General features: G+C 49.1%; 16 protein-coding genes. 9 read left to right on the top strand and 7 right to left on the bottom strand.

Annotated elements, in window-relative coordinates; all coding sequences use genetic code 11:
• Positions 1-79: 79 nt before the first annotated feature.
• The gene (locus AABK39_RS05730) at positions 80-844 is read left to right on the top strand and encodes a hypothetical protein (RefSeq protein ID WP_338393958.1); all 765 of its coding nucleotides are present in this window, start codon (positions 80-82) and stop codon (positions 842-844) included.
• Here the strand turns inward: AABK39_RS05730 and AABK39_RS05725 are convergent.
• Positions 841-1,338: a methylated-DNA--[protein]-cysteine S-methyltransferase gene (locus AABK39_RS05725; RefSeq protein WP_338393957.1), complete on the bottom strand. Its 498-nt coding sequence runs from the start codon at positions 1,336-1,338 to the stop codon at positions 841-843. The two genes, AABK39_RS05730 and AABK39_RS05725, sit on opposite strands and share 4 nt — an antisense overlap.
• Positions 1,339-1,545: 207 nt before the next feature.
• Between AABK39_RS05725 and AABK39_RS05720 the strand changes: the two genes are divergently transcribed.
• The 6 genes from AABK39_RS05720 to AABK39_RS05695 all read left to right on the top strand — a co-directional run bounded on the left by AABK39_RS05720 (position 1,546) and on the right by AABK39_RS05695 (position 7,472).
• Complete coding sequence (locus AABK39_RS05720; protein WP_338393956.1) at positions 1,546-3,162, top strand: ABC-F family ATP-binding cassette domain-containing protein; 1,617 nt, start codon at positions 1,546-1,548, stop codon at positions 3,160-3,162.
• 95 nt (positions 3,163-3,257) lie between these two features.
• Positions 3,258-3,821: a 5-formyltetrahydrofolate cyclo-ligase gene (locus AABK39_RS05715; RefSeq protein WP_338393955.1), complete on the top strand. Its 564-nt coding sequence runs from the start codon at positions 3,258-3,260 to the stop codon at positions 3,819-3,821.
• Positions 3,822-3,862: 41 nt separating this feature from the next.
• Entirely contained in the window at positions 3,863-4,684 is an 822-nt protein-coding gene (locus AABK39_RS05710) for a hypothetical protein (RefSeq protein WP_338393954.1), read from the top strand.
• Between the two features lie 606 nt (positions 4,685-5,290).
• Complete coding sequence (locus AABK39_RS05705; RefSeq protein ID WP_338393953.1) at positions 5,291-5,830, top strand: DinB family protein; 540 nt, start codon at positions 5,291-5,293, stop codon at positions 5,828-5,830.
• Between the two features lie 364 nt (positions 5,831-6,194).
• On the top strand, positions 6,195-6,551 hold the full coding sequence (locus AABK39_RS05700) for a hypothetical protein (RefSeq protein WP_338393952.1): 357 nt from the start codon (positions 6,195-6,197) through the stop codon (positions 6,549-6,551).
• 87 nt (positions 6,552-6,638) lie between these two features.
• Entirely contained in the window at positions 6,639-7,472 is an 834-nt protein-coding gene (locus AABK39_RS05695; RefSeq protein ID WP_338393951.1) for an enoyl-CoA hydratase/isomerase family protein, read from the top strand.
• A 5-nt stretch (positions 7,473-7,477) separates the two neighbouring features.
• On the opposite strand, the gene AABK39_RS05690 is transcribed toward AABK39_RS05695, so the two are convergent.
• The 4 genes from AABK39_RS05690 to recQ form a co-directional block, all read right to left on the bottom strand.
• Positions 7,478-8,110, bottom strand: a complete 633-nt coding sequence (locus AABK39_RS05690) for a rhomboid family intramembrane serine protease (protein ID WP_338393950.1) — start codon at positions 8,108-8,110, stop codon at positions 7,478-7,480.
• 99 nt (positions 8,111-8,209) lie between these two features.
• Positions 8,210-8,953 carry a basic secretory protein-like protein gene (locus AABK39_RS05685; RefSeq protein WP_338393949.1) on the bottom strand — a complete coding sequence of 248 codons (744 nt, stop codon included), beginning with the start codon at positions 8,951-8,953 and terminating at the stop codon, positions 8,210-8,212.
• Positions 8,954-9,251: 298 nt separating this feature from the next.
• Entirely contained in the window at positions 9,252-10,541 is a 1,290-nt protein-coding gene (purD, locus tag AABK39_RS05680) for a phosphoribosylamine--glycine ligase (protein ID WP_338393948.1), read from the bottom strand.
• Between the two features lie 562 nt (positions 10,542-11,103).
• Positions 11,104-13,296: a DNA helicase RecQ gene (recQ, locus tag AABK39_RS05675; protein ID WP_338393947.1), complete on the bottom strand. Its 2,193-nt coding sequence runs from the start codon at positions 13,294-13,296 to the stop codon at positions 11,104-11,106.
• Between the two features lie 482 nt (positions 13,297-13,778).
• Between recQ and AABK39_RS05670 the strand changes: the two genes are divergently transcribed.
• Positions 13,779-15,086, top strand: a complete 1,308-nt coding sequence (locus AABK39_RS05670) for an aminopeptidase P N-terminal domain-containing protein (protein ID WP_338393946.1) — start codon at positions 13,779-13,781, stop codon at positions 15,084-15,086.
• 153 nt (positions 15,087-15,239) lie between these two features.
• Here AABK39_RS05670 and AABK39_RS05665 read toward each other — a convergent pair whose 3' ends face one another.
• Positions 15,240-18,023, bottom strand: a complete 2,784-nt coding sequence (locus AABK39_RS05665; RefSeq protein ID WP_338393945.1) for a DEAD/DEAH box helicase — start codon at positions 18,021-18,023, stop codon at positions 15,240-15,242.
• 550 nt (positions 18,024-18,573) lie between these two features.
• On the opposite strand from AABK39_RS05665, the gene AABK39_RS05660 reads away from it, so the two are divergent.
• Positions 18,574-18,978: a hypothetical protein gene (locus tag AABK39_RS05660; RefSeq protein ID WP_338393944.1), complete on the top strand. Its 405-nt coding sequence runs from the start codon at positions 18,574-18,576 to the stop codon at positions 18,976-18,978.
• A 147-nt stretch (positions 18,979-19,125) separates the two neighbouring features.
• On the opposite strand, the gene AABK39_RS05655 is transcribed toward AABK39_RS05660, so the two are convergent.
• Complete coding sequence (locus AABK39_RS05655; RefSeq protein ID WP_338393943.1) at positions 19,126-20,478, bottom strand: M48 family metalloprotease; 1,353 nt, start codon at positions 20,476-20,478, stop codon at positions 19,126-19,128.
• Between the last annotated feature and the right edge of the window lie 139 nt (positions 20,479-20,617).

The following is a 20,617-nucleotide window of genomic DNA, read 5'->3' as shown; positions in this document are numbered from 1 at the left end:
AAAAACCATGCGACAGTTCGGACTATCAGAAAAGATTCCGATATTTTGACCTTACGGAAAACCCAAAAGCATCCGGAATATGCCGATCCACGAATTCAATCCCGCTCCGCTGACCCGCCAAGGCGATTCCTTTTTCATCAACCGGAAAAAAACTTTCCAAGGCATTCCCGTTCCCGACGAATTACTCAAACGCTCTTTGCGCTTCGCCTTTGACATGACGTACGGGCAAAAAGGTCAACACCGCCCAAACCGCTCCGGAGGCGACATCCAACGGGACGACTGGATTTTGTTCGCCAACACTTTTCAGGGAAAACTTGCGGAATTCTGCCTCCAATCTCAACTTGCGGGCGCAGGTGCCGACATTCCCGAACCGGACACCGAAACCTGGGCTTTGGGCCAATGGGACCGCTACGATCTGATCTCGGACGGCAAAAAAATCAACGTCAAATCCGCCGCTTACTTTTCTAATTTGCTCTTACTTGAAAAACACGACTGGAACGACAAAGCCGAATATCTCCCGAATATGGAAGACGATCCGATGTTTTACGACTATTTCGCTTTGGTAAGAATAAAACCGGACATCAAAACCCTTTTCAGAAAACAAAGACCCAAAGCGGGCCAAATTGTAACGGAAAAATTCATCTGGCCAATCGTAAAAAATGAGATTTGGCAATACGACATTCCCGGACAACTTCCGAGAGAAGCCGTAGCGCACTGCATCCAAAATCAAAAACTACCAAAAAACGCCCTGCTCAACGGCAGGATCCGAATGGACGCGTCAAACTACTATATCCAAGCTGGCGATTTTCGCAACATCCACGAAATTATCGGACAAAAACACTAAAGCGGAAACAGCTCATATTGCATACCCGGGCGCCCTTCCAGCTCCAATAGCTTGCGTTTCAGACTCAATCCTCCGGCATAACCGGTCAATGAACCGTCTTTGCCCACCACCCTGTGGCAAGGCACTATAATCCCAATCGGGTTGGCTCCGTTGGCCGCTCCCACCGCCCTCACGGCTTTCGGGTTTCCCAACGCTCTCGATATTTCCTCGTAGGTCCTTGTTTCCCCAAAGGGAATTTTTTCTAATTCCCGCCACACTTTGCATTGAAAATCGGTTCCTTCGGGAGCCAACGAGAGATCAAACTCTTTCAAATCACCGGCGAAATAGGCCTCCAATTGCGACACGGCCTCCTCAAAAGCGCCTTCTCCCCGAATCCATTCTTTGGGAGCGGGCTGGAATTTCGGTCCGTCCACAAAACTCAGCACACTGAGCCTCCCGTCTTTTCCCGCCAGCATAAATTCTCCGAAAGCGGTATCGACTATATCGTATATCATGATCACAAGACCTTGTTTATCAATACAAATTACCATTTTGAAACCGCTTTGCAAGCCAAAAGCCTAGACATAAGGCATCATTTTAAGATTCCCCGAAAAATCAGCCGAGACTAGCGCCATTTATTTCCTTGCAAAGCGCCGAATCAATATAATTCGCCTTATCTTTGCGGGTTGGAAATTTATTCTATAAAGAAGAAATTAAAATAAATGCTTTCAGTATCTAACCTTTCCCTTCGCTTCGGCAAGAAACCACTGTTTGAAGACGTGAACCTCAGGTTTACGGAAGGTAACTGCTACGGCGTAATCGGCGCTAACGGCGCTGGAAAGTCTACTTTCCTGAAGATTATTTCGGGCGAGATCGACCAAACCTCCGGCCAAGTGGCCATGACGCCCGGCGCGCGCATGACCGTGCTGAAGCAGGACCACTTCGCCTTTGACAGCTACACCGTGCTGGACACCGTGCTGATGGGCCACGACAAGCTCTACAGCATCATGAAGGAAAAGGACGAGATATACGCTAAGGAAGACTTCAGCGAGGAAGACGGCATCCGCGCCTCCGAGCTTGAGGCCGAATTCGCCGAACTCGACGGGTGGAACGCCGAAAGCGATGCAGCGGCTTTGCTGAGCGGACTCCGCGTAGGCGAAGACCTGCACTACAAGCAGATGAGCGAACTCTCGGGTAACGAAAAGGTACGCGTGCTTTTGGCCCAAGCGCTCTTCGGCAATCCGGACATCCTGTTGCTTGACGAACCTACCAACGACTTGGACGTCGAGACCATCACTTGGCTGGAAGATTTCCTTCTTGATTTTAAAAACATCGTGATCGTGGTTTCTCACGACCGTCACTTCCTCGATACCGTGTGTACGCACATGGTCGATATCGACTTCGGAAAAATCCAGATCCACACGGGTAACTATACTTTCTGGTACCAGTCTAGCCAATTGGCCCTCCGCCAGCGTCAGGACCAGAACAAGAAGCTGGAAGACAAGCGTAAGGAACTCCAAGCCTTTATCGAGCGTTTCTCGGCCAACGCCGCCAAATCCAAGCAGGCCACCAGCCGTAAGAAAATGCTCGACAAGCTGAACCTCGACGAGATCCAGCCGTCTAGCCGCCGTTATCCGGGTATCGTGTTCTCGCAGGAAAGGGAAGTCGGAAACCAGATTCTGGAAGTGGAAGGTTTGAGCAAAAGCCTCGAAGGCGAAACGCTTTTCAACGGCGTGGAATTCACCGTGGCCAAGGGCGACAAAATCGCTTTCCTTTCGCGCAACAGCCTTGCCGTCACCCAATTTTTCCAGATACTCGAAGGCGAACTCGACGCCGACAGCGGAAACTTCAAATGGGGTGTGACCGTAAACAAAGGTTTCCTTCCGAACGACAACAGCAAGTACTTCGACACCGACCTCGACCTGTTCAGCTGGCTCCGCCAATACACCACTTCCGAAGACGAAACCTACGTTCGCGGATTCTTGGGCCGTATGCTTTTCTCTGGCGAAGACACCCAGAAATCGGCCAAAGTACTTTCCGGTGGCGAGAAAGTTCGTTGCATGCTCTCCAAGATCATGCTCCAAAACCCGAACCTCCTTGTTTTGGACGAACCTACAAGCCACTTGGACTTGGAATCGATCACTGCCTTCAACAACGGCCTGAAAGATTACGCCGGCACAGTGCTTTTCGCATCGCATGACCACGAGTTTGTTCAAACCGTAGCCAACCGTATCATCGAGCTGACGCCAAACGGCATCATCGACAAGCACACCACTTTCGAAGACTACCTCGCCGACGAGCAGGTTGCCGCACGCCGCGAAGCCATGTACGCAAAATAAGAAAGCCCAGGCTTTCCAAAGATAAAACCGAAGCCGACCCCAGTGGTCGGCTTTTCTTTTTCCCCCACCGGTTTTACATTTGGAAAAAAAAGAACATGCTCAAACCCGACCTGCGCAAACACTTCCTCAACCGCCGAAAACTCACCGACGATTCGGTCATCGAAAAACAAAGTCTGGATGTCCGCGACCGTTTCGCCGAAGAATTCGGAAAACTGGAATTCGAAACCGTCCATTGTTTCCTCCCCATTCTCAAACACAAAGAGATCAACACTTGGCCTTTGATCGATTTTTTCTCGGAGAAAACTGTGGTCGTATCCAAAAGCGATTTCAAAACACATGAGATGCACAGCTTTGTTTTGGAGAAAAACACGCCGCTGGAAGAGAACCGCTGGGGAATACCCGAACCCGTAAACGCCCGCCCTATCCACGAACATAAAATCGATTTGGTTCTGATTCCTTTGCTCACTTTCGACAAACTGGGCTACCGAGTGGGCTACGGAAAAGGCTTTTACGACCGTTTTTTACAGCGATGCAGACCGGATGTGCTTAAAGTCGGGCTTTCTTTGGAAGCTCCCGTAGAAAAAATCTCCGACACGCACGAACACGACCAAAAACTCGACTATTGCATCACTCCTGATAAGGTTTGGAGCTTCGTTTAAGGCTCCTCCCAACATAACCGCCAGTCAAATGTTCGTTTTACGTGTCCCTTATTCACGCAAAAAGATCCGGACCTGGCCAAGGCAAACGCCGATCATCCACAAAAACGACTATCCAAGCCGTTCTGACTGATCCAATCCGAAGATCGACGACAAATACCGTTCGTCCGGAGAAGCTTTACCCGGAGTTACCGCCGGTAATCAGCGAAACCGAAAGCTTAGCCAACGAAATCGAATTCTGGAACACTTTGCCATTGGAAACCATCGAGCAAATGCTTCGCGACCTCGACAGTGAAGAATCGAGCGTAAACGATACGGAATGGGATGACGAAGCCGAACTGGAACGCGAGCTGGCGGAAATAATGGCGGGTGAGGAAAGCGAAGAATCAGATCCGGAATTGGAAGCCTTGGAAGCGGAATTAGAACGGGAAGGCGAGTACGGTTTTTTTCCCGATCTTGACGAAGAAGACCGGGAATTCGAAGCGGAATACGCCAAAATGCGCCACCGCCAACTACCCGTAATGGTAAAAGGCGTAAAAAAACAGATTATCAAAATCCGTGTGGAATTGGCCGAATTTGAGCATTATCGCCAACAAGCCATCAAAAGAGACCATTTACTCGACGCTCCCTTTGCCGACGGATATGCGGAAGAAACCCAAAGTTCCATCGATATTTCCATCCGAAACCTGAATTCGTTAAGAAAGGCTTACGCCGAAATGAAATCGGAACTGAAGACCCTTGATCGGAAATACCCGATGAAAGCGAAATCGGCGAAGAAAAAAGTCAAATACTCGCTGATTAAAATGGCCAAGGCCCCGCTCAAAGCATACAAAAAAAGAAGCGGAAAGCAATCCCACCAAGTTTAAGGTGTCACACTTTCCGCTTCCTTATAAAACAGTTGTTCGGAGGTAATGCCCCACATGGGACGCTTCGGTCGCCAACCGCTCGGGCACTTCACTTATTACTCTCAAGCCCGCGTTCTCTCGTCCACGGCCGCGTTTTCGAATCCGCGTATCTTTTTTTCGCATCCGCCAGGCTCCTCGAAACCCTAACCGCTTTCATAGTCGGGGGCTCGCAAACAGCAGGGAAAAATCGAAAACCCGTACCGTCCGCCTATATGGCTTCAGCTTCTCCTCAATACCGGAACGGAGAACCTAGATTTGGTTTCAGACCGTCTTCACCGACGTTTTCGGCGCTTCCTCAACCCTGACGGCCTCGGATGGCTGATCCTGAAACCCTACCTCTTCATCCAACCTTTGATATATCTTACGCCATAGTTGTCAACGGGTTACGAAACATATGAAAAATAATTAATTTTTATTTTCGACCCGTCCATTCTCCCCTTATTCCTTCAATCACGCCACTCCCGGAAAACATTTATTCAAGGATATAAAAACGTTTCTCACCCAACTTCGTAAACTGTCTAGGAAACGCGCCTGAAAAAGGTGCCCACACACTTTTATTTACATCTGATGAAAAAATTTCTAGCATTCTTCTTCACCCTTAGTTTTCTATCCCAAGCCAATGCCCAAGAAGGCCATTCCTTCGCCGACGAGTTTACTCCGGTTTGGCAACGCGCAAAAGCTTACACTTTGGAACTGGCCGAACTGATGCCCGAGGAAAAATACGGCTACAAGCCTACCGAAGACATAATGAGCTTCCGTGAACACTTGCAACACCTAATCAAAAACTTCGCGGCGTTACAAACCTACGTCACCGGCAACAAGCAATGCGAACTGAGCGACAAAACCGCCAATCTTGACCAACTCGACAAAAAGCAACTTATAGCTCTTACCGGCCAAGCCTTCGATTTTATCGACAAATTAGCGAACAATACTTCCGATGCGGAAGCTCAAGCCCCGCTGGCCAAGCCTTTCTTCGCCAAGGGCGTGGACATGAACAAACGCAAGATATTCTATCTTCTGCGTGACCACACTACCCACCACAGGGGGCAATTGGTTATTTACCTGCGCATGAACGGCATCAAACCGCCACGCTACAGAGGCTGGTAAGAAACGTCCGGCCCTAGCCGGAGCCAAAGACACATATATGCTTACACAGGGCGGGATTTTAACGAATCCCGCCTTTCATTTTCCAACATTTTTTTTAACTTGAAATAGCAACCTGACGTTCCCAAACGCTAAGGGAAGTGTTGATTCCAGAGGAAAAAAATCGAGATCAACTCGATAAAAACCTTTGATAATCAACAACTAAACAACTCCTTTTACCGTAGAGCAGGAACATCAGAGAACGGGCTCCGCAACGGCGGACAACCCGACGACCCCGCCTGGACATGACCGGCAAGCGCGAGGCGACTTTTATCTGTAGAAAGGCATAATTTCTTTAACCATATCTTTCACAAAACCCTTCATGCGTATGTCAAGGATAGGAACAATGGACTTGAAAGGCGCTTCCGGCAAGCACTATACCTTCAACGTCTACTCTTTCGAAAACACCTTTACAGAAAAACAATCCGGCGTTTATGTCGTCACTCACCGCAACGTAATGGCCAGCGGCAACACCGACCACGCTTTGGTCTACGCCGGCGTCAGCTCCAACCTCCACGATACTTTTACGGACCATCCCCTAATCGAAGAGTTTAACAAAGAGAACGCGAACTGCATACTCGCTTATTGGGAAGATCACCCCGACACCCGGGAACTAATCAGGGAAGACTTGGTGAACCTCTATCACCCGCCCTGCAACATCAACTCCGAAAAAACAATCCATTAAGAAAAACTGCCCGGTGCCGGCAGTCCGGCTACCGCGTTTCTGGCCCGGCACTCCCGGGCCAGAATATGTTTTGCCCAGAACCCAAACATGGAACACTACACCCCGAAACAAACCGCCAAAATAGCCAAGGAAACTTTTAGGTACCTTATCGTAAAAACCGAAGGACACACCCTTCGCCTCACCCTCAACAGGCCGGAGAAGAAGAACGCCATGAACCCGCAATTTATGCGCGAGATCGCTTTCTGCCTCGACTACGCCAAGCATACGCCCGAAATCTGGGCGGTCGGCTTCGACGCCGTCGGCGAGATCTTCTCCGCCGGCGCTGACCTGAAAGCCTTTGCCGGCATAAAAACCGACGACGGAGTTTCCTCCATCCCGCCCCCCGCCACTGGCGATGTCATCCTAGGTAGCGCTTTTCGACAACTCCACAAGCCTTGCATTGCGCAAATTACGGGCAACGTCTACGCCGGCGCCTTCCTTATCGTATGCGGGTGCACGCATGTCGTTTGTTCCGAAAACGTCAAATTCAGCCTTCCGGAAGCTCTCAGAGGCATCTGGCCTATGCAAGTCATGGCTTCCCTAACCCGGATTATTCCGGAAAGGGCCATCGTGGACTGGTGCACGCGTCCTACCGCCATTTCGGCGCAAGAGGCAAAAGAAAAGGGCCTTGTCACCACTTTGGTGAAGGCCCCGGAAGACGTTCAGGGAGAAACCGAAAAACTGCTGGCCAACTTGGCCAAACTTTCGCCTACGGCAATCAGACACGGCCTAGCCGCCTTGGACGAATTGCGTTCCATTAGTCCGGAACACCGTCACTCTTTCCTGAAAGGCAAGCTCGACGAAGTTCTCCGCTCCAAGGACGCCAAAGAAGGCCTGGCCGCCTTTAGGGAAAAAAGACCGCCCGAATGGACAGGCTCCTGAAAAGTTTATTCCAAATCGGACAAGCCGGGAAAGTCGTCGCTCGCCGTGGTATCTTCAGTTGATGCCGTAGAGCCCGCTCCCGGCTTTTTCTTTTCCCCGATCAGAAAGAAACCGAACGCCGCTCCGCAAATACCTCCGATAATGTGCGCCGCCTGAGACACTTGGTCGTCCCGGAAAATATCGGCGATCTCTTTGCCCAAAAACAGTACCGCCACCAATATAAACGTAAGCGGAATAGTCCCCCGCTCGGCATTTACTATCGATCCCAGCAGAATCATCATAAACACGATACCACTGGCACCCAACAAGCCGTTCGAAAAGAAAAACACATTGCACAACCCAGTTACCAAGGCTGTCACCAGTATCATCCCCAACAGTTTTCCTCCTCCGTACTTTTCCTCCAAAATAGGTCCTATCAGTAGTATAAAAGTGAAATTCCCGAACAGGTGCGCCCAGTCGGCGTGGCCCAACACATGGGAAAACAGCCTGAAATAATCCAGTGGCGATGCCCAATTCATCGTTCCTCCTACCGAAAAATACGGTGTCATGGCTCCAGCCGTAACCTCGTTTAAAATCAAAACCAAAGCCGACGCAAAAGTAAAAGTCAGCACTACAGGCGAATTATAAGTCACTTTCATCTTATGTAGATTCAGGAGCGAGTCATCCGAGGACAATTCGCCCAATGTGGCAAATAAGTTTCCGTTTTCTATTCCTCCCAATAATTTATCGGGCAGGGATTATATCGGGAATTCGGACTGGTATTCGGCCCACAGGGTCTCCACATCCGTTCCCGTTATTCTTTTCACCTCGTCCCACGTCCATTTCTTTCCGTCGTCCGGGGCTAGGCTCTTGTTCAGCTTATATATAAAATCTGTCGTCTTGTTCTTTTCTATCCATACGAAGAAGAACGCCGAAGTGTCGTACGCGTCTTTGTAGCTCCCGCCCTTTTTGCGTTTGCCGTAGTCCTTGTAGCCCAATTTGGTCCGCACCGCATCGGCTAGGCCCTCTATTACGCCTCCTAACTCGGAGTATCTTCCGCCGTCGTCATTCTGGTAAACGTGAGTCAGCTCGTGGGCCAATACTCCCACCACTTCCTCGTACAATGCCACGCTATCTTTTGACAAAGCCTCGAACTTCGCTCTCAAATAGCTGGAGCTAAACCTTACGTTCACTGCCGGTAACTCTCCTGTCTTCTCCGATACTCCTTTGTAGTCTTCCACCTTATAATTGATGGTCTTCACCACAGGAATTTCCTTTTTCTCCTTAAAAAGAATCTGACAGACTCTAAAGGCAGTCTCCTGTATAAAGGCTTCCGGGTTCGGCACTATCTTTCCGTACAGTTTTCCGTTTTCGGATTCGTCAAGATTCACAAAAGTGACCTCGGGTTTCTCAAAATGTCTCTCGGCTATTTGGGCAAAAACCTGCGCCGGCGCCAACAACAGCAACAATGAGAAGCAATGCAAACAGTGCTTTCTGAACATCTGCAACTAGATTAAAAGGGTCTCTAAAAGTTAAATATGCTGACGCGATAAAAATCCTGGTCCCGTGGCCTCCGCCTGTCATTTCTGACAATGTCCGGCAAATTTCTGCCCATGGCCTCCCGTTTCGTGCCTAAACACCCGGAAAATCTTCGTCCCACATCCCATTTCCGAGGCCCGCTCCACCGAAACCAAGGTATCCAAACATACAAAAAAAAACCGGCCAGGGCTATCCCCAACCGGTTTCCGGTATATTTTCACGGTTAAACGGCGCAAAAGCCACGTGAAAACCAATCTCTTATCAGCTCTTGTAGGCCATTACGTCCTGTCCTATGTCTTTTCTGCTGTACACGCCCTTCCAGTCGATGGCCGATACGCCGGCGTACGATTTCTCCAAGGCTTCAGGAATGCCGTCGGCCAAACCGGTTACGGCCAATACGCGACCGCCGTTGGTCAACACCTCGCCGTTTTCGCCCGTCTTGGTACCTGCGTGGAATACAATCGAGTTTTCCGCTTGGTCCAAACCGGAAATCACATCGCCTTTAGGGTAGCTTCCCGGATATCCGTCCGCCACCATTACCACTGTAGTGGCTGTCTTGGGCGAAATCTTGATTTCCGTTCCCGCCAAACGCCCTTCGGCGGCTTTCAGGAACAAGTCGGCCAAATCGCTTTCCACTCTCGGAAGTACCGCCTGTGTTTCAGGGTCGCCCATACGCACGTTGTACTCGATTACGAATGGATCGCCGTCCGTATTCATCAATCCGATAAACAGGAAGCCACGGAAATCGATACCGCGGTCTTTGAGGCCCGCTACCGTAGGTTTTACCACGCGCTCCTCCACTTTAGCCAAGAAATCACCCTGAGCGAACGGCACCGGAGATACGGCTCCCATTCCGCCAGTGTTCAGCCCAGTGTCACCTTCCCCTATGCGCTTGTAGTCTTTGGCTTCCGGCAAGATCACGTAGTCTTTTCCGTCTGTCAATACGAATACCGACAGCTCGATACCGCGAAGAAACTCCTCGATCACCACTTTGGCGCCGGCGTCGCCGAATTTTCCGTCAAGGAGCATTTCCTTAAACGTTTCCTTGGCGTGCTCCACAGTCTCGCTGATGATTACGCCTTTGCCCGCCGCCAATCCGTCGGCTTTCAGCACGATCGGCGCAGTGAGCGTATCCAAATACGCAAGGCCCTCTTCCACTTGCGTGGCGTCGTAGGTTACATATCCGCCTGTCGGGATACCATATTCCTGCATAAACGCCTTCGCGAAGTCCTTGCTGCCTTCCAGTTCGGCGCCGGCCTTGTCCGGGCCCAGTACGCTGACATCGGCGTAGCGTTCGTCACCTTCGAAGAAGTCACGCACACCAGCCACCAAAGGGGCTTCGGGGCCTACAACAACGAGTTTGACATTATTTTCGATGACGAAATCGCCCAAACGAGGGAAATCGGTAGCGTCAATCGCTACGTTTTCGGCCACCGCAGAAGTACCGGCGTTACCCGGAGCTACAAACAGTTTGTCGCACAACGAACTTTGGCTGATTTTCCACGCGAAGGCATGTTCCCTGCCACCCGAACCGAGAATAAGGATATTCATTTTCTTGAGGATTTGAAAAATTTGTAATCTGCTAGCGTCTTTTGACCAGAATCCGCCTCGCTCTCTCTTCCGGCCGTAAAATTAACAAATCTTGGCCAAGTCGCCCCACTTTCAGCCGAAAACCGACAGCTTCGTCCAAAGGCCGGAAGGCGGGACGCAAAAGCCGGGAAATTTCCTTCCGGTACCGGTAAAATTCCTGCCAAGGCCGAGACAGTTTTTTCCTCTGCTGACAGAATTTCCGCCTAGGCCGGCAAAGCTTCGTCCATGTCCGATACCATTTCTGCGAATGCCGGAACCATTTTTTCCTATGCCGGGACAATTTCTCCCGATGCCGGAATAATTTCTGCCGAGTTTAGGCATCTTCTTTGCACGACATCTTTTCGTCCCTATTTTCCAAGAATAAAGCGCTACGAGTAAGGTTTCCACTTTAGAAAGAAGAGAAGCAATGACAAAGAGACGTATTGGTAAAAATCTAGGCCCAGCCAAAAACCTAAAAAACCAAGACGAAAAAAAACCGGCCCCATAGGAGCCGGTCATATCAAATTTTTACTTCGAGTGCGGATCAGTTTGCCGTATCAGAGATAAACTTGAGACGAACCAAACGCAATTCATCCTCGTCATACTCATCACCAAACTCATCCATCGCCTCGTCAATATCATCGGTTTCGGATTCAAGGAAATACTCGATAATTTCTTCCTGGCTTTCCTCATCCAGAAGATCGTCAATGAAATAATCGATATTGATCTTGGTCCCCGAAAAGCAAATGCTCTCCAACTCGTCAAGTAGTTTATCAAAGCTTCCCCCCCGGCTCTCGGCCAGTTCGTCGAGGTTGGTTTTCTTGTCCACCTGCTGGATCAGGAGCACCTTGTCCTTCGACCGGGTGACGTTCGTTTTGATAATCACGTTGCCGGCGGTCTCAATATCGTTGTCGGCCACGTACTTTTTGATCAGCGCCACAAACTCTTTCCCGAATTTCATGACTTTGCCCTGACCTACGCCATTTACCTGCAAAAGGTCATCGTTATTGACCGGATAGGTAGTAGCCATTTCTTCAAGGCTAGGATCCTGGAAGATCACGTAAGGCGGAAGCCCCTTCTGCGCCGCGACTTTTTTCCTAAGTTGTTTAAGCAAACTGAAAAGCGCCTCGTCATAACCTTTGGTATCCACCTGCTCCCTGGCTATTTCCTCCTCTTCGCCCAAGTTACTATAGTCATGATTCTTGGGAACCATCACGCTAAATGGTTCGCGGAGAAATTCTTTGGCCTTGTCCGTCAGCTTCAGTACACCGACATTCTCGATATCCTTTTCGAAAAAGCCAAGCAAAATGCCGTTACGGAAAATGGAGCGCCAGATATCGTCCGACTCTTCAGCGCCCTTGGCATAAACGTCAAGGGCATCGTGGCCGTAACTAACGACATACTGGTCTTTCGATCCGCGCAACACTTTGGTCAAGTGCGCCATACCAAAACGCTCGCCGGTCTGTTCAACGGTCTGAATGGCAAGAGAAAGCATCTCTTTAGCCTCGAATTTTTCCTTAGGATGACAGCAATTGTCGCAATTGCCACAAGCCTTGTCAAAGTTCTCCCCGAAATAATTCATCAGCTGACGCGTCCTACAGATAGCGGACTCAGCGTAAGCCTGGATCTCACCCAACAAAAGACGGGCGTTCTCCCTTTCGGTTACAGATTTATCCTTATGGAATTTCTCAAGCTTGAGAATATCGTTATAGCTGTAGAACATCAGGCAGTCGGAAGCTATTCCGTCCCGGCCGGCACGGCCAGTCTCCTGATAGTAGCCCTCCAAAGACTTGGGCGTATCGTAATGCACCACAAAGCGCACGTCGGGCTTATCGATGCCCATGCCAAAGGCGATGGTAGCCACGATCACGTCCAGATCCTCGTTCAGAAAAGCGTCTTGGTGACGCATCCTGACCGCGGCGTCCAAACCGGCATGGTATGGCGCGGCCTTAACGCCGTTTACGCTGAGAAATTCGGCTATCTCCTCCACCTTTTTACGGCTGAGGCAATAGACAATTCCCGCCTGGCCCTTGCGGTCCTTGACGTATTTGACAAGCTGTTTCTTGATCTGCTGCTTGGGCCGAACCTCGTAATAAAGGTTTTCGCGTTGGAACGAGGACTTGAACACGTCGGCCGCCTCCATATTCAGGTTGCGCTGTATATCGAGCTGAACCTTCGGGGTGGCGGTGGCGGTGAGCGCTATTACGGGCACGTCGCCAAACTGGCTGATAATGGTGCGGATACGCCTATACTCGGGACGGAAGTCGTGCCCCCATTCGGATATGCAGTGGGCCTCGTCGATGGCTACCATGGAGATGGTTACCTTTTCCAAAAATTCAACGTTTTCCTCCTTGGCCAAAGATTCCGGCGCAACGTAAAGGAGCTTCACTTTCCCTTCCAGGGCCTGCTTCTTCACGTCGTTGGCCTCGCCCCTACTCAACGTGGAGTTCAGTACCCGGGCGTGGACGCCCAAGGCGTTCATCTGGTCCACTTGGTTTTTCATCAGGGCTATCAGCGGCGAAATCACGATGGCCGTGCCTTCGCTCAAAATAGCAGGAAGTTGGTAGCAAAGGGACTTTCCGGCGCCGGTTGGCATAAGCACGAAAGTATTGCGCCCCTTCATTATATTCTTTATGATCGGCTCTTGGTTTCCCCGGAATTGTCCGTAACCGAAAACCTCCTTGAGCTTCTTCCTTATGATATCGCCACTTTCATGGCTTTCTGTCAAACTTGTCATACCTCTGCACGGTAATGCTTCAAATCCTCTTTAACAGAACGGTCTCCCGCTTGGTATCTTTCGTCGCGACCCGCAAAATCCGAGTGTTTCCGAAAGGCTTTCCCGGACGCGACACCTAACCAAAGTTAATCATATTAATCGGATTAAATAAGAGGCTGAATCAGCTTTTACGACTAAAAAAGCCCCCATTATAGCAACCGTGACGCTCCGGGCACGTGTTTGAACACCCTTCCGCAGGTGTAGGCAAGGCACGGGCCTATTCCCCAAAATAAGAAATTATGAGGAAGCCGAAAAGCCGTTTTACACCGAAACCCGGCCTAGGCATACTTTTTTAGCCAATAACTTCCAGATATTAGCCAAAACGGAAATACGTAACCGTTTCGCTGTGCGAAATAGCCCCAAAAGCTTATATTCTGACCCGGGGTGCTTTGTCCGCCCCGATTTTCCTTTTTTTATATAAGAACAAAACAGCCCACCAAACCATGAAATACGATAAAATAGACACCGAAATGTTTGTCGAAAACCGTCGGCGCTTCGCAAAAAAGATGAAACAGGACTCTTTGGCCGTGCTCAATTCCAACGACGTAATGCCCACCAACGCGGACGGCATCATGGGTTTCCGGCAAAACAACGACCTTTTTTACCTTTCGGGAATAGACCAAGAGGAATCAATCCTTCTGATTTCGCCACAAGCGCAAGATTCCAACCTGCGTGAAGTACTGTTTATCACAGAAACCAACGAGCATATCCGCATTTGGGAAGGCGACAAACTGACCAAGGAGCAAGCCAGAGAAATCTCGGGAATCAAGAACGTGCAGTGGCTTCAGGAATTCGAAAGCATCCTTCACCTTATGGCTTTCCACGCCGACACCATTTACCTTGGCCATAACGAGCATATAAAAACCTCGACCAAGGAAATCCAAACCCGTGAAGACCGCTTCATTGATTGGTGCAAAGCCAGATTTCCGCTACACGAATACGGCAGGGTGGCGCGCATAACCAGAGATTTGCGAATCGTAAAATCCGAAGAGGAAATCAACCAGATCAAAAAGGCCTGTGAGATTACGGGAATGGGCTTTGAAAGGGCTCTGGGAATGATTCAGCCAGGAGTTCACGAATTCGAGATCGAGGCGGAACTGACTTATACTTTTCTTAAAAACCGGTCGAGAGGCCATGCGTTCCTACCGATTATCGGATCGGGCGGAAATGCTTGCGCGCTTCATTACGTAAAAAACGAGGACCACTGCGAAGACGGCCAGATGATCCTGATGGATTTCGGCGCCGAGTACGCCAACTATTACGCTGACATCACGCGTTGCGTTCCCGTAAACGGCACTTACTCGCCACGCCAACGGGCCGTGTATGAGGCTGTGCTCCGTTGCTTGCGCGAAGGCGTGAAAATGCTCCGTCCGGGCGTAAGGCTCGACGATTACGAGAAAAACATGGCTTCGCTGGTAGAAAAAGAGCTTATCGGGCTAGGCCTACTCGACGCCGAGGAAGTGGCGAACCAAGACCCCGACGCCCCGCTTTACAAGAAATACTTTATGCACGGCACGGCGCACCATATCGGGCTGGACGTACATGACGTAGGCAACCGCATGATTCCGGTAAGGGAAGGAATGGTTTTGACCTGCGAACCGGGCATTTATATCCGTGAGGAGAATATCGGCGTGCGCTTGGAAAACGATTATCTGGTTACGGCTGACGGCCCCGTGAGTCTTACTGACCATATTCCGATTGAACCGGACGAGATTGAGGATATTATGGCCAAGAATGCTATTCCTGTTTAAAAAAGACAGCTTTATTTCTTCTTTTCCAAGAAAATTTCTACCTGCTTAAAAAACTCAAAGACGAAGCCTGTACGTTTTGACTCAAGGTTCCGTCTTTGAATTTTAGGTGACATATATGCTTACCAATCTTTTACCAAGGTCTGTTTTTCGAAATCACGAACCTTCATTTTGGATAAAAGCCAAAAGATCCCCGATAGCTTTTTGACGATCACACACCCACGCTCCGTAAGCCAAAGGAAACACCCGAAGGCCAACACGTTCCAACATACGGTAACGCTCCAGCGGAAAAGCCTCTTCCAAATCACCGGGAAAACCGATAAGGTCTACACAATAGAACTCGCCTGCGTGCTCTACCAGCAAATCAACCCCGAGACCCGCCACATGATAATCGTAAGAGAATAAATGGATGCCCGCTTCCGCTAACGCTCCCGCCACTTCAGCCAAAAAGCGATCGGAAGGGCTCTTTTCCTGCTTCCGGGGCAATGACGCTCCGTTATCCTTAGCCTTTACACCACCCAGATAATCCGACAGCAAGCTACCTTTGCGTTCGCCGGCTTCGGTAAGTGAGGTGAAAACATATTGCTTGGTCCGAGCGCGGGTTACGCTTACGTTGAATACGTCAGCCTTGTTGACATGATAATGCGCCGAGGCGTGAGAAGCGTCGTCCAAGCCAATCGAGAGCAACATAATGTCACGTTCCTCGCCTTGAAAAGAATAGGGAGTACCTACCAACATCCGGTGCCTTTCTTGGGTTTCCGCACCGAAAGCAACGGCTATGGCCTCTTCAAGGTGGTCCGCCTGATCACGCAACGGCGCCAGAATCCCGACACTTTGCGCCAAGTCGGCGGGCATATCTTTTTCGGCCTCCACCAGCTGACGAACCCTACCTATTACGGCTTCGGCCTCTTCGGTATTTATGCCCTTTTCGTTTCGGTTTCCGTCCAATCTTTCCAGAAAAACGGAATCTTGCAACAAAGCCTCCGGCCGTCGGCTCATAATCTTGAGCCTGTTGTCGTAAAACTTTCTGTTACTGAATTCTATGATATCGGGATGGCTTCGGAAATGCTCATCCAGAAAATGTACGCCGTCTTGCGACGATATATTCTCAAGGAAATAATCCAGCAGACTTTTTTTCCTAAAATCGAGGTCGGCAACCACATCATTGGGCAAACCGCTACGACCTTTGAGCATTTCCTGCCGCGCTCTTGAGAGAAAAGACACATGACGCAACTGTTTGGGGTCGCCCACCACCACGGCGCGTTTCGCACGTTGCAAGGCGGGCAGAGACGAAGCCATATCGCATTGGCCCGCCTCATCCACAATCACCAAATCGAAAAGCGAAGAGTCGAACGGCAGTGTGGAAGCTAAATCTGAAAGTTTCATCAACCAAAGGGGCATAGCGCCCAACACGGCGTCGGCGAAAGACGATTCTTCGAAAAAAGCGTCTTTGCGGTTCATGGTCCGAGCGCGCAGGGCACGCATAAATTTCACCAAGCTTTGGCGGTGTTCTCTTAGGGTTTTTCGCAGATAAAAATCAAAACTGTCGCCCAGATACCGGCGCACTGTCAAGTTTCTCTTTTCCAAAGCCTCCAAATAGCTTTTCGTCAGGACGTGGTAAGGCCTTCTGCGGGACAAATCCCATTTGTAGAAATCCGAGGAAAGCCGGGCGAACAGACCTTCTTTATCTGAAGTAAAGAACTCTCCACGCTTGCGTTCCAAGACTTCCCGCTTTTCCAGTCTTCGCTCCAGCGCTCCGATTTTTTTCGTCAACTTCCTAATCTTGGAAAGAGAAGACTTTAAATCCACCGGTTTGCCGGTAGGAGCGGAAACATTGCCCAAAATATTTTCCAAACGGGCCAACAATTGTTTTTTATAACTGCTTCGGCCACCGCGCACAGCCACATCGGGCAAACCGAAATCCTCGGAGATCTTGTTAGCGATCACGTCCACGGCCTGGTCTGTCTGCGAAACGATCAGCACGGATTTTCCCCGTCGCATAAAATCGGCGGCCAAAGCGGCGATGGTAAACGATTTCCCCGTCCCCGGAGGGCCCACCACCAACGTATGTCTGCGCTTGCGAACCGCATCCAATATGCCGGCCTGCGCCCCGTTAAGCGTTACCGGCGAAAGTGGCTCTCCCGGTATCGGAGCAGGCTCTTGGCTTGGCCCGAACAGACCTTCCACCACGGGAGAAATAGGCCCTTCTTTCGACATGAAATCCAGTTCGCTGATAACTCCCAGACTCACACTGGAAGCCCGCAACACTCCCAAACCGGCCGTAGGCAACAAATAGAAAACATCCGAAGCCTTTCGGGTGAAAGTCTTGGTTTGCTTTTCGTCATAAACCGAAGGATAATCCAGCAAGGCCGTAGTGTCCACGTCACGGAATTGGCTTTCCAGAAGCGCCGTAATCTCCGACAAATTCCCTTCAGAAACGGGACCCACCGGAAAACGCTCCAGCGTCGTATCCAAGGCGGAATCTTCCTTTCCGTCTTGCGGAGACAAAAACCGAAGAGCGGACTGATTGACCCTAATTTTCTCAAAATCGGGAATCGCCACATAGCCCTCGGCTTCCAGATGCAGAGCGACGGGAATCAGCACCAACGGTGCCACTATGGTTTGATTGCGTCCCGCCACTTTGGCCTTTCCGCAAAGGGAAATTCCGCACAGGTGGAGGCTTTTCTCTTTGGAATACTCTTCCAAATTAGCCTGACATTCCTTCGCCCATTCTTCCGGCACGGGAAAGCGCCCCAACTCTCCGGAAAGCGCTTCGTTACTCCACAAGACCAAACGATTCTCCACTTTGGCGGAGAAAAAATTCGGCAGATTCAGATCGCGGTTATCGGCTTGGTAACAGGCCTTGAAAAATGAGACTATTCGTTGGGTCACCGTCCTTTTGTCAACACCGACAGCTTCCCTTTTCTTGGTATCCAACATATATCGTATTCAAAAAACTCCGGCCAAGTAACGAATTTTCTCAAAGCGTTACAACCGCTTCCTTTTTCCAGTTCAAATGTTTCAATATTTTGAACTTGTGGGTTTCTATTCGCACAAAAATATAAGGCACTTTGATTTTTTGTAAAGATACACGAGGCTACTCCATTATTTCCAGACGAGATAATTTCAGCAAGAGAGACCACCCTTAAATATTCACATAAAAGTATTTTATATACACAAAAAAGAATAAAAGAAAACTAACACCCCCACTCTCCACAACACAAAAAACACCATTAATAAACCATAAAACACCACAAAACAGAAAAAGAAAACACTTACAACAAATTAGGTTTATTAACACAACACACGAAATACCGAGTCAAAAACAACAAAACTAGCGATCTACAAGCAATACAAAGCCTACCTAACAAAAATAAACCACCCTGTTATATGTAGATTTAAGCATTTTATATAGCTTCATAAAACCAGAATAAAGAAAAAAATCTCGCTAAAAATACAATCACAGTTAATCGCTATAAAACTAGTACAAATGAAAAAAAATGAAGACCCAAGGGAAGCCATTCAGGAGACGAAAACAACAATGTCCGGATTTGTTGGCTGGCTGACCAAAATATTCTTAGGCAAGGATTTCGTTGACGACACCAATTCCAGTCTCGATGAAGCGAAATTTCAACTTGACTTGGCAGAAAAACAACAGAAGCTAATGACAAGCGGCATTCCGGCCCAGGCGAAAGTTTTATCCATCCAAGACACTGGAAAATCCGTCAATTTAGATCCCGTCCTCACTCTCAAACTGAATGTACGACAGGACAATGACTCGAACTTTGTCATTACAGCGGCTTCGCATGTTTCCAAAATATCCATCCCTAAAGTGGGCGATATAATCAACATCAGATACGACCCTGACAATAAGTCGTCGATAATGATTATGTAATGCAATACCGGCTCTTACCCGACGAGAAATCGCTGAGCAAGAGCCATACTATCCTTAAATACGACACAAAACACACAACTATAATTTCCCCATCACAAAAAAAGCCTCTGCTAACGGAGGCTTTACTTTTTCCCTTCACCGAAACGGTTAAGACTTCCCAAGGAAGAAACCCACCTTAAACTCCATCTCATTCAACCAATTCTCAAATTCCAAACGGGAACTTTGGAAAGCCCATTCATGCCGACCTGCCAAGCGCCTCAATTTAGGCAAAGCCTCTTGGGCTTTCGAATATTCCTTAATGGCGAACAGTTCCGTTACCTTTTCCTTCTGAATCCAAATCAAATGCTCTTCAGGCGCCAGTCTCTCCGCCTTATCATACCAACGAATTGAGGCCAACTTCTCTTCAGGCGTAGCCGCGATAGCCAAAGCGCTCCTGGCCTTCGCCACCATCAAACCTTCTGAAGCGAAACCCGTCCCTTCAATTCGGCCGATCAGCTCAAGGCAACGGCTGTAGCGCCCTTCCACCAAATCCGATCTCATATTAAACAGGTGGGCGTTAAGCGTATTCACATCGAACGAAGCACTAAAGGGCGCGTCTTTTTGATAACTCATCTTCAGCTTACCAAGGCGATCATTTACTTGGCGGTAATCAGCCCAAGCTCCCTTTTCGTTACTCAAATATCTTTGGCGCTGATAGTCATATACACGTCCCAAAATATTCGGAAAATCTTGCGGATCGACACCCAACTCTACCAAAGAGGCTTTCGTCAGCGCGTCGGCCTCGTATTCCTGCTTCTTGGAATGTTTAATATACAGACCTTCCAAAATAACGCTAGACAAAGCGTAAGTAAAATCGTGCGTCACATGCCCGATAACGACAAGGTCCCAAACGCTATAATCCCTATCGTCATCGTTTGCCGCTACAACCGCTACAGTGGCGGCAGAAGCGGCCACCGAAAGCACCTTCGCCCAATTCGCTTTTCTCCGAAGCGCCTTGAAATTATGTACGTGATGGTCCAGATAAATATGGCTTAACTCATGAATCAAAACACTTTGCAACTCACCCTCGGAACGCAAGGCGTCAAAAATCCCCGTAGTCAAAACAATCGTTCCATTGCCCAAAGCGAACGCGTTCAGCTCATGACTTATAAGTACCTTAACTTGCAGGTTTATTCCCAATTTCGGATTTGGCGCGCCCGCATGCACTATCGAAAGTTGTTCCTGAAGGTACGCGTCCAAATCAGGGTCATGCAAAAACGCTTTCTGCCTTTCCAATGATTCCACATAATCATCGGCCTGAAGAATCACTTCCGAGCGTTCGGCCCTAGACCAATGAATAGTGCCCGCTTTTCCGTTCGCTATATCGTTTTTCTGTTGTTCCTTAACCCATTCGGCTTCCCAATACGCCTCGCCCAAGCTTTTGTGCTGGGAAAAAAGATCTGTGGCAAAAAGCGCAAGAACAAAAACAGCCAAGACTAATTTTCTGACAAAAAAAATCATAAGTGTTATGTTTAAGGTTCAAACTCAGACTCTTGACAGAACAAAACAAAAAATGGTTGCACTTAATGTTAAATAAAAGCCTATTATAGACTTATTTAGTACAAAGACTTTTTCCGCTTCCGCCAAATTCAAAAACAAA

The organism is Fulvitalea axinellae (assembly GCF_036492835.1).
Lineage (GTDB): Bacteria > Bacteroidota > Bacteroidia > Cytophagales > Cyclobacteriaceae > Fulvitalea > Fulvitalea axinellae.
The sequence above is the reverse complement of the archived record's forward strand: the minus strand, read 5'-3'. Positions and strand labels throughout refer to the sequence as shown.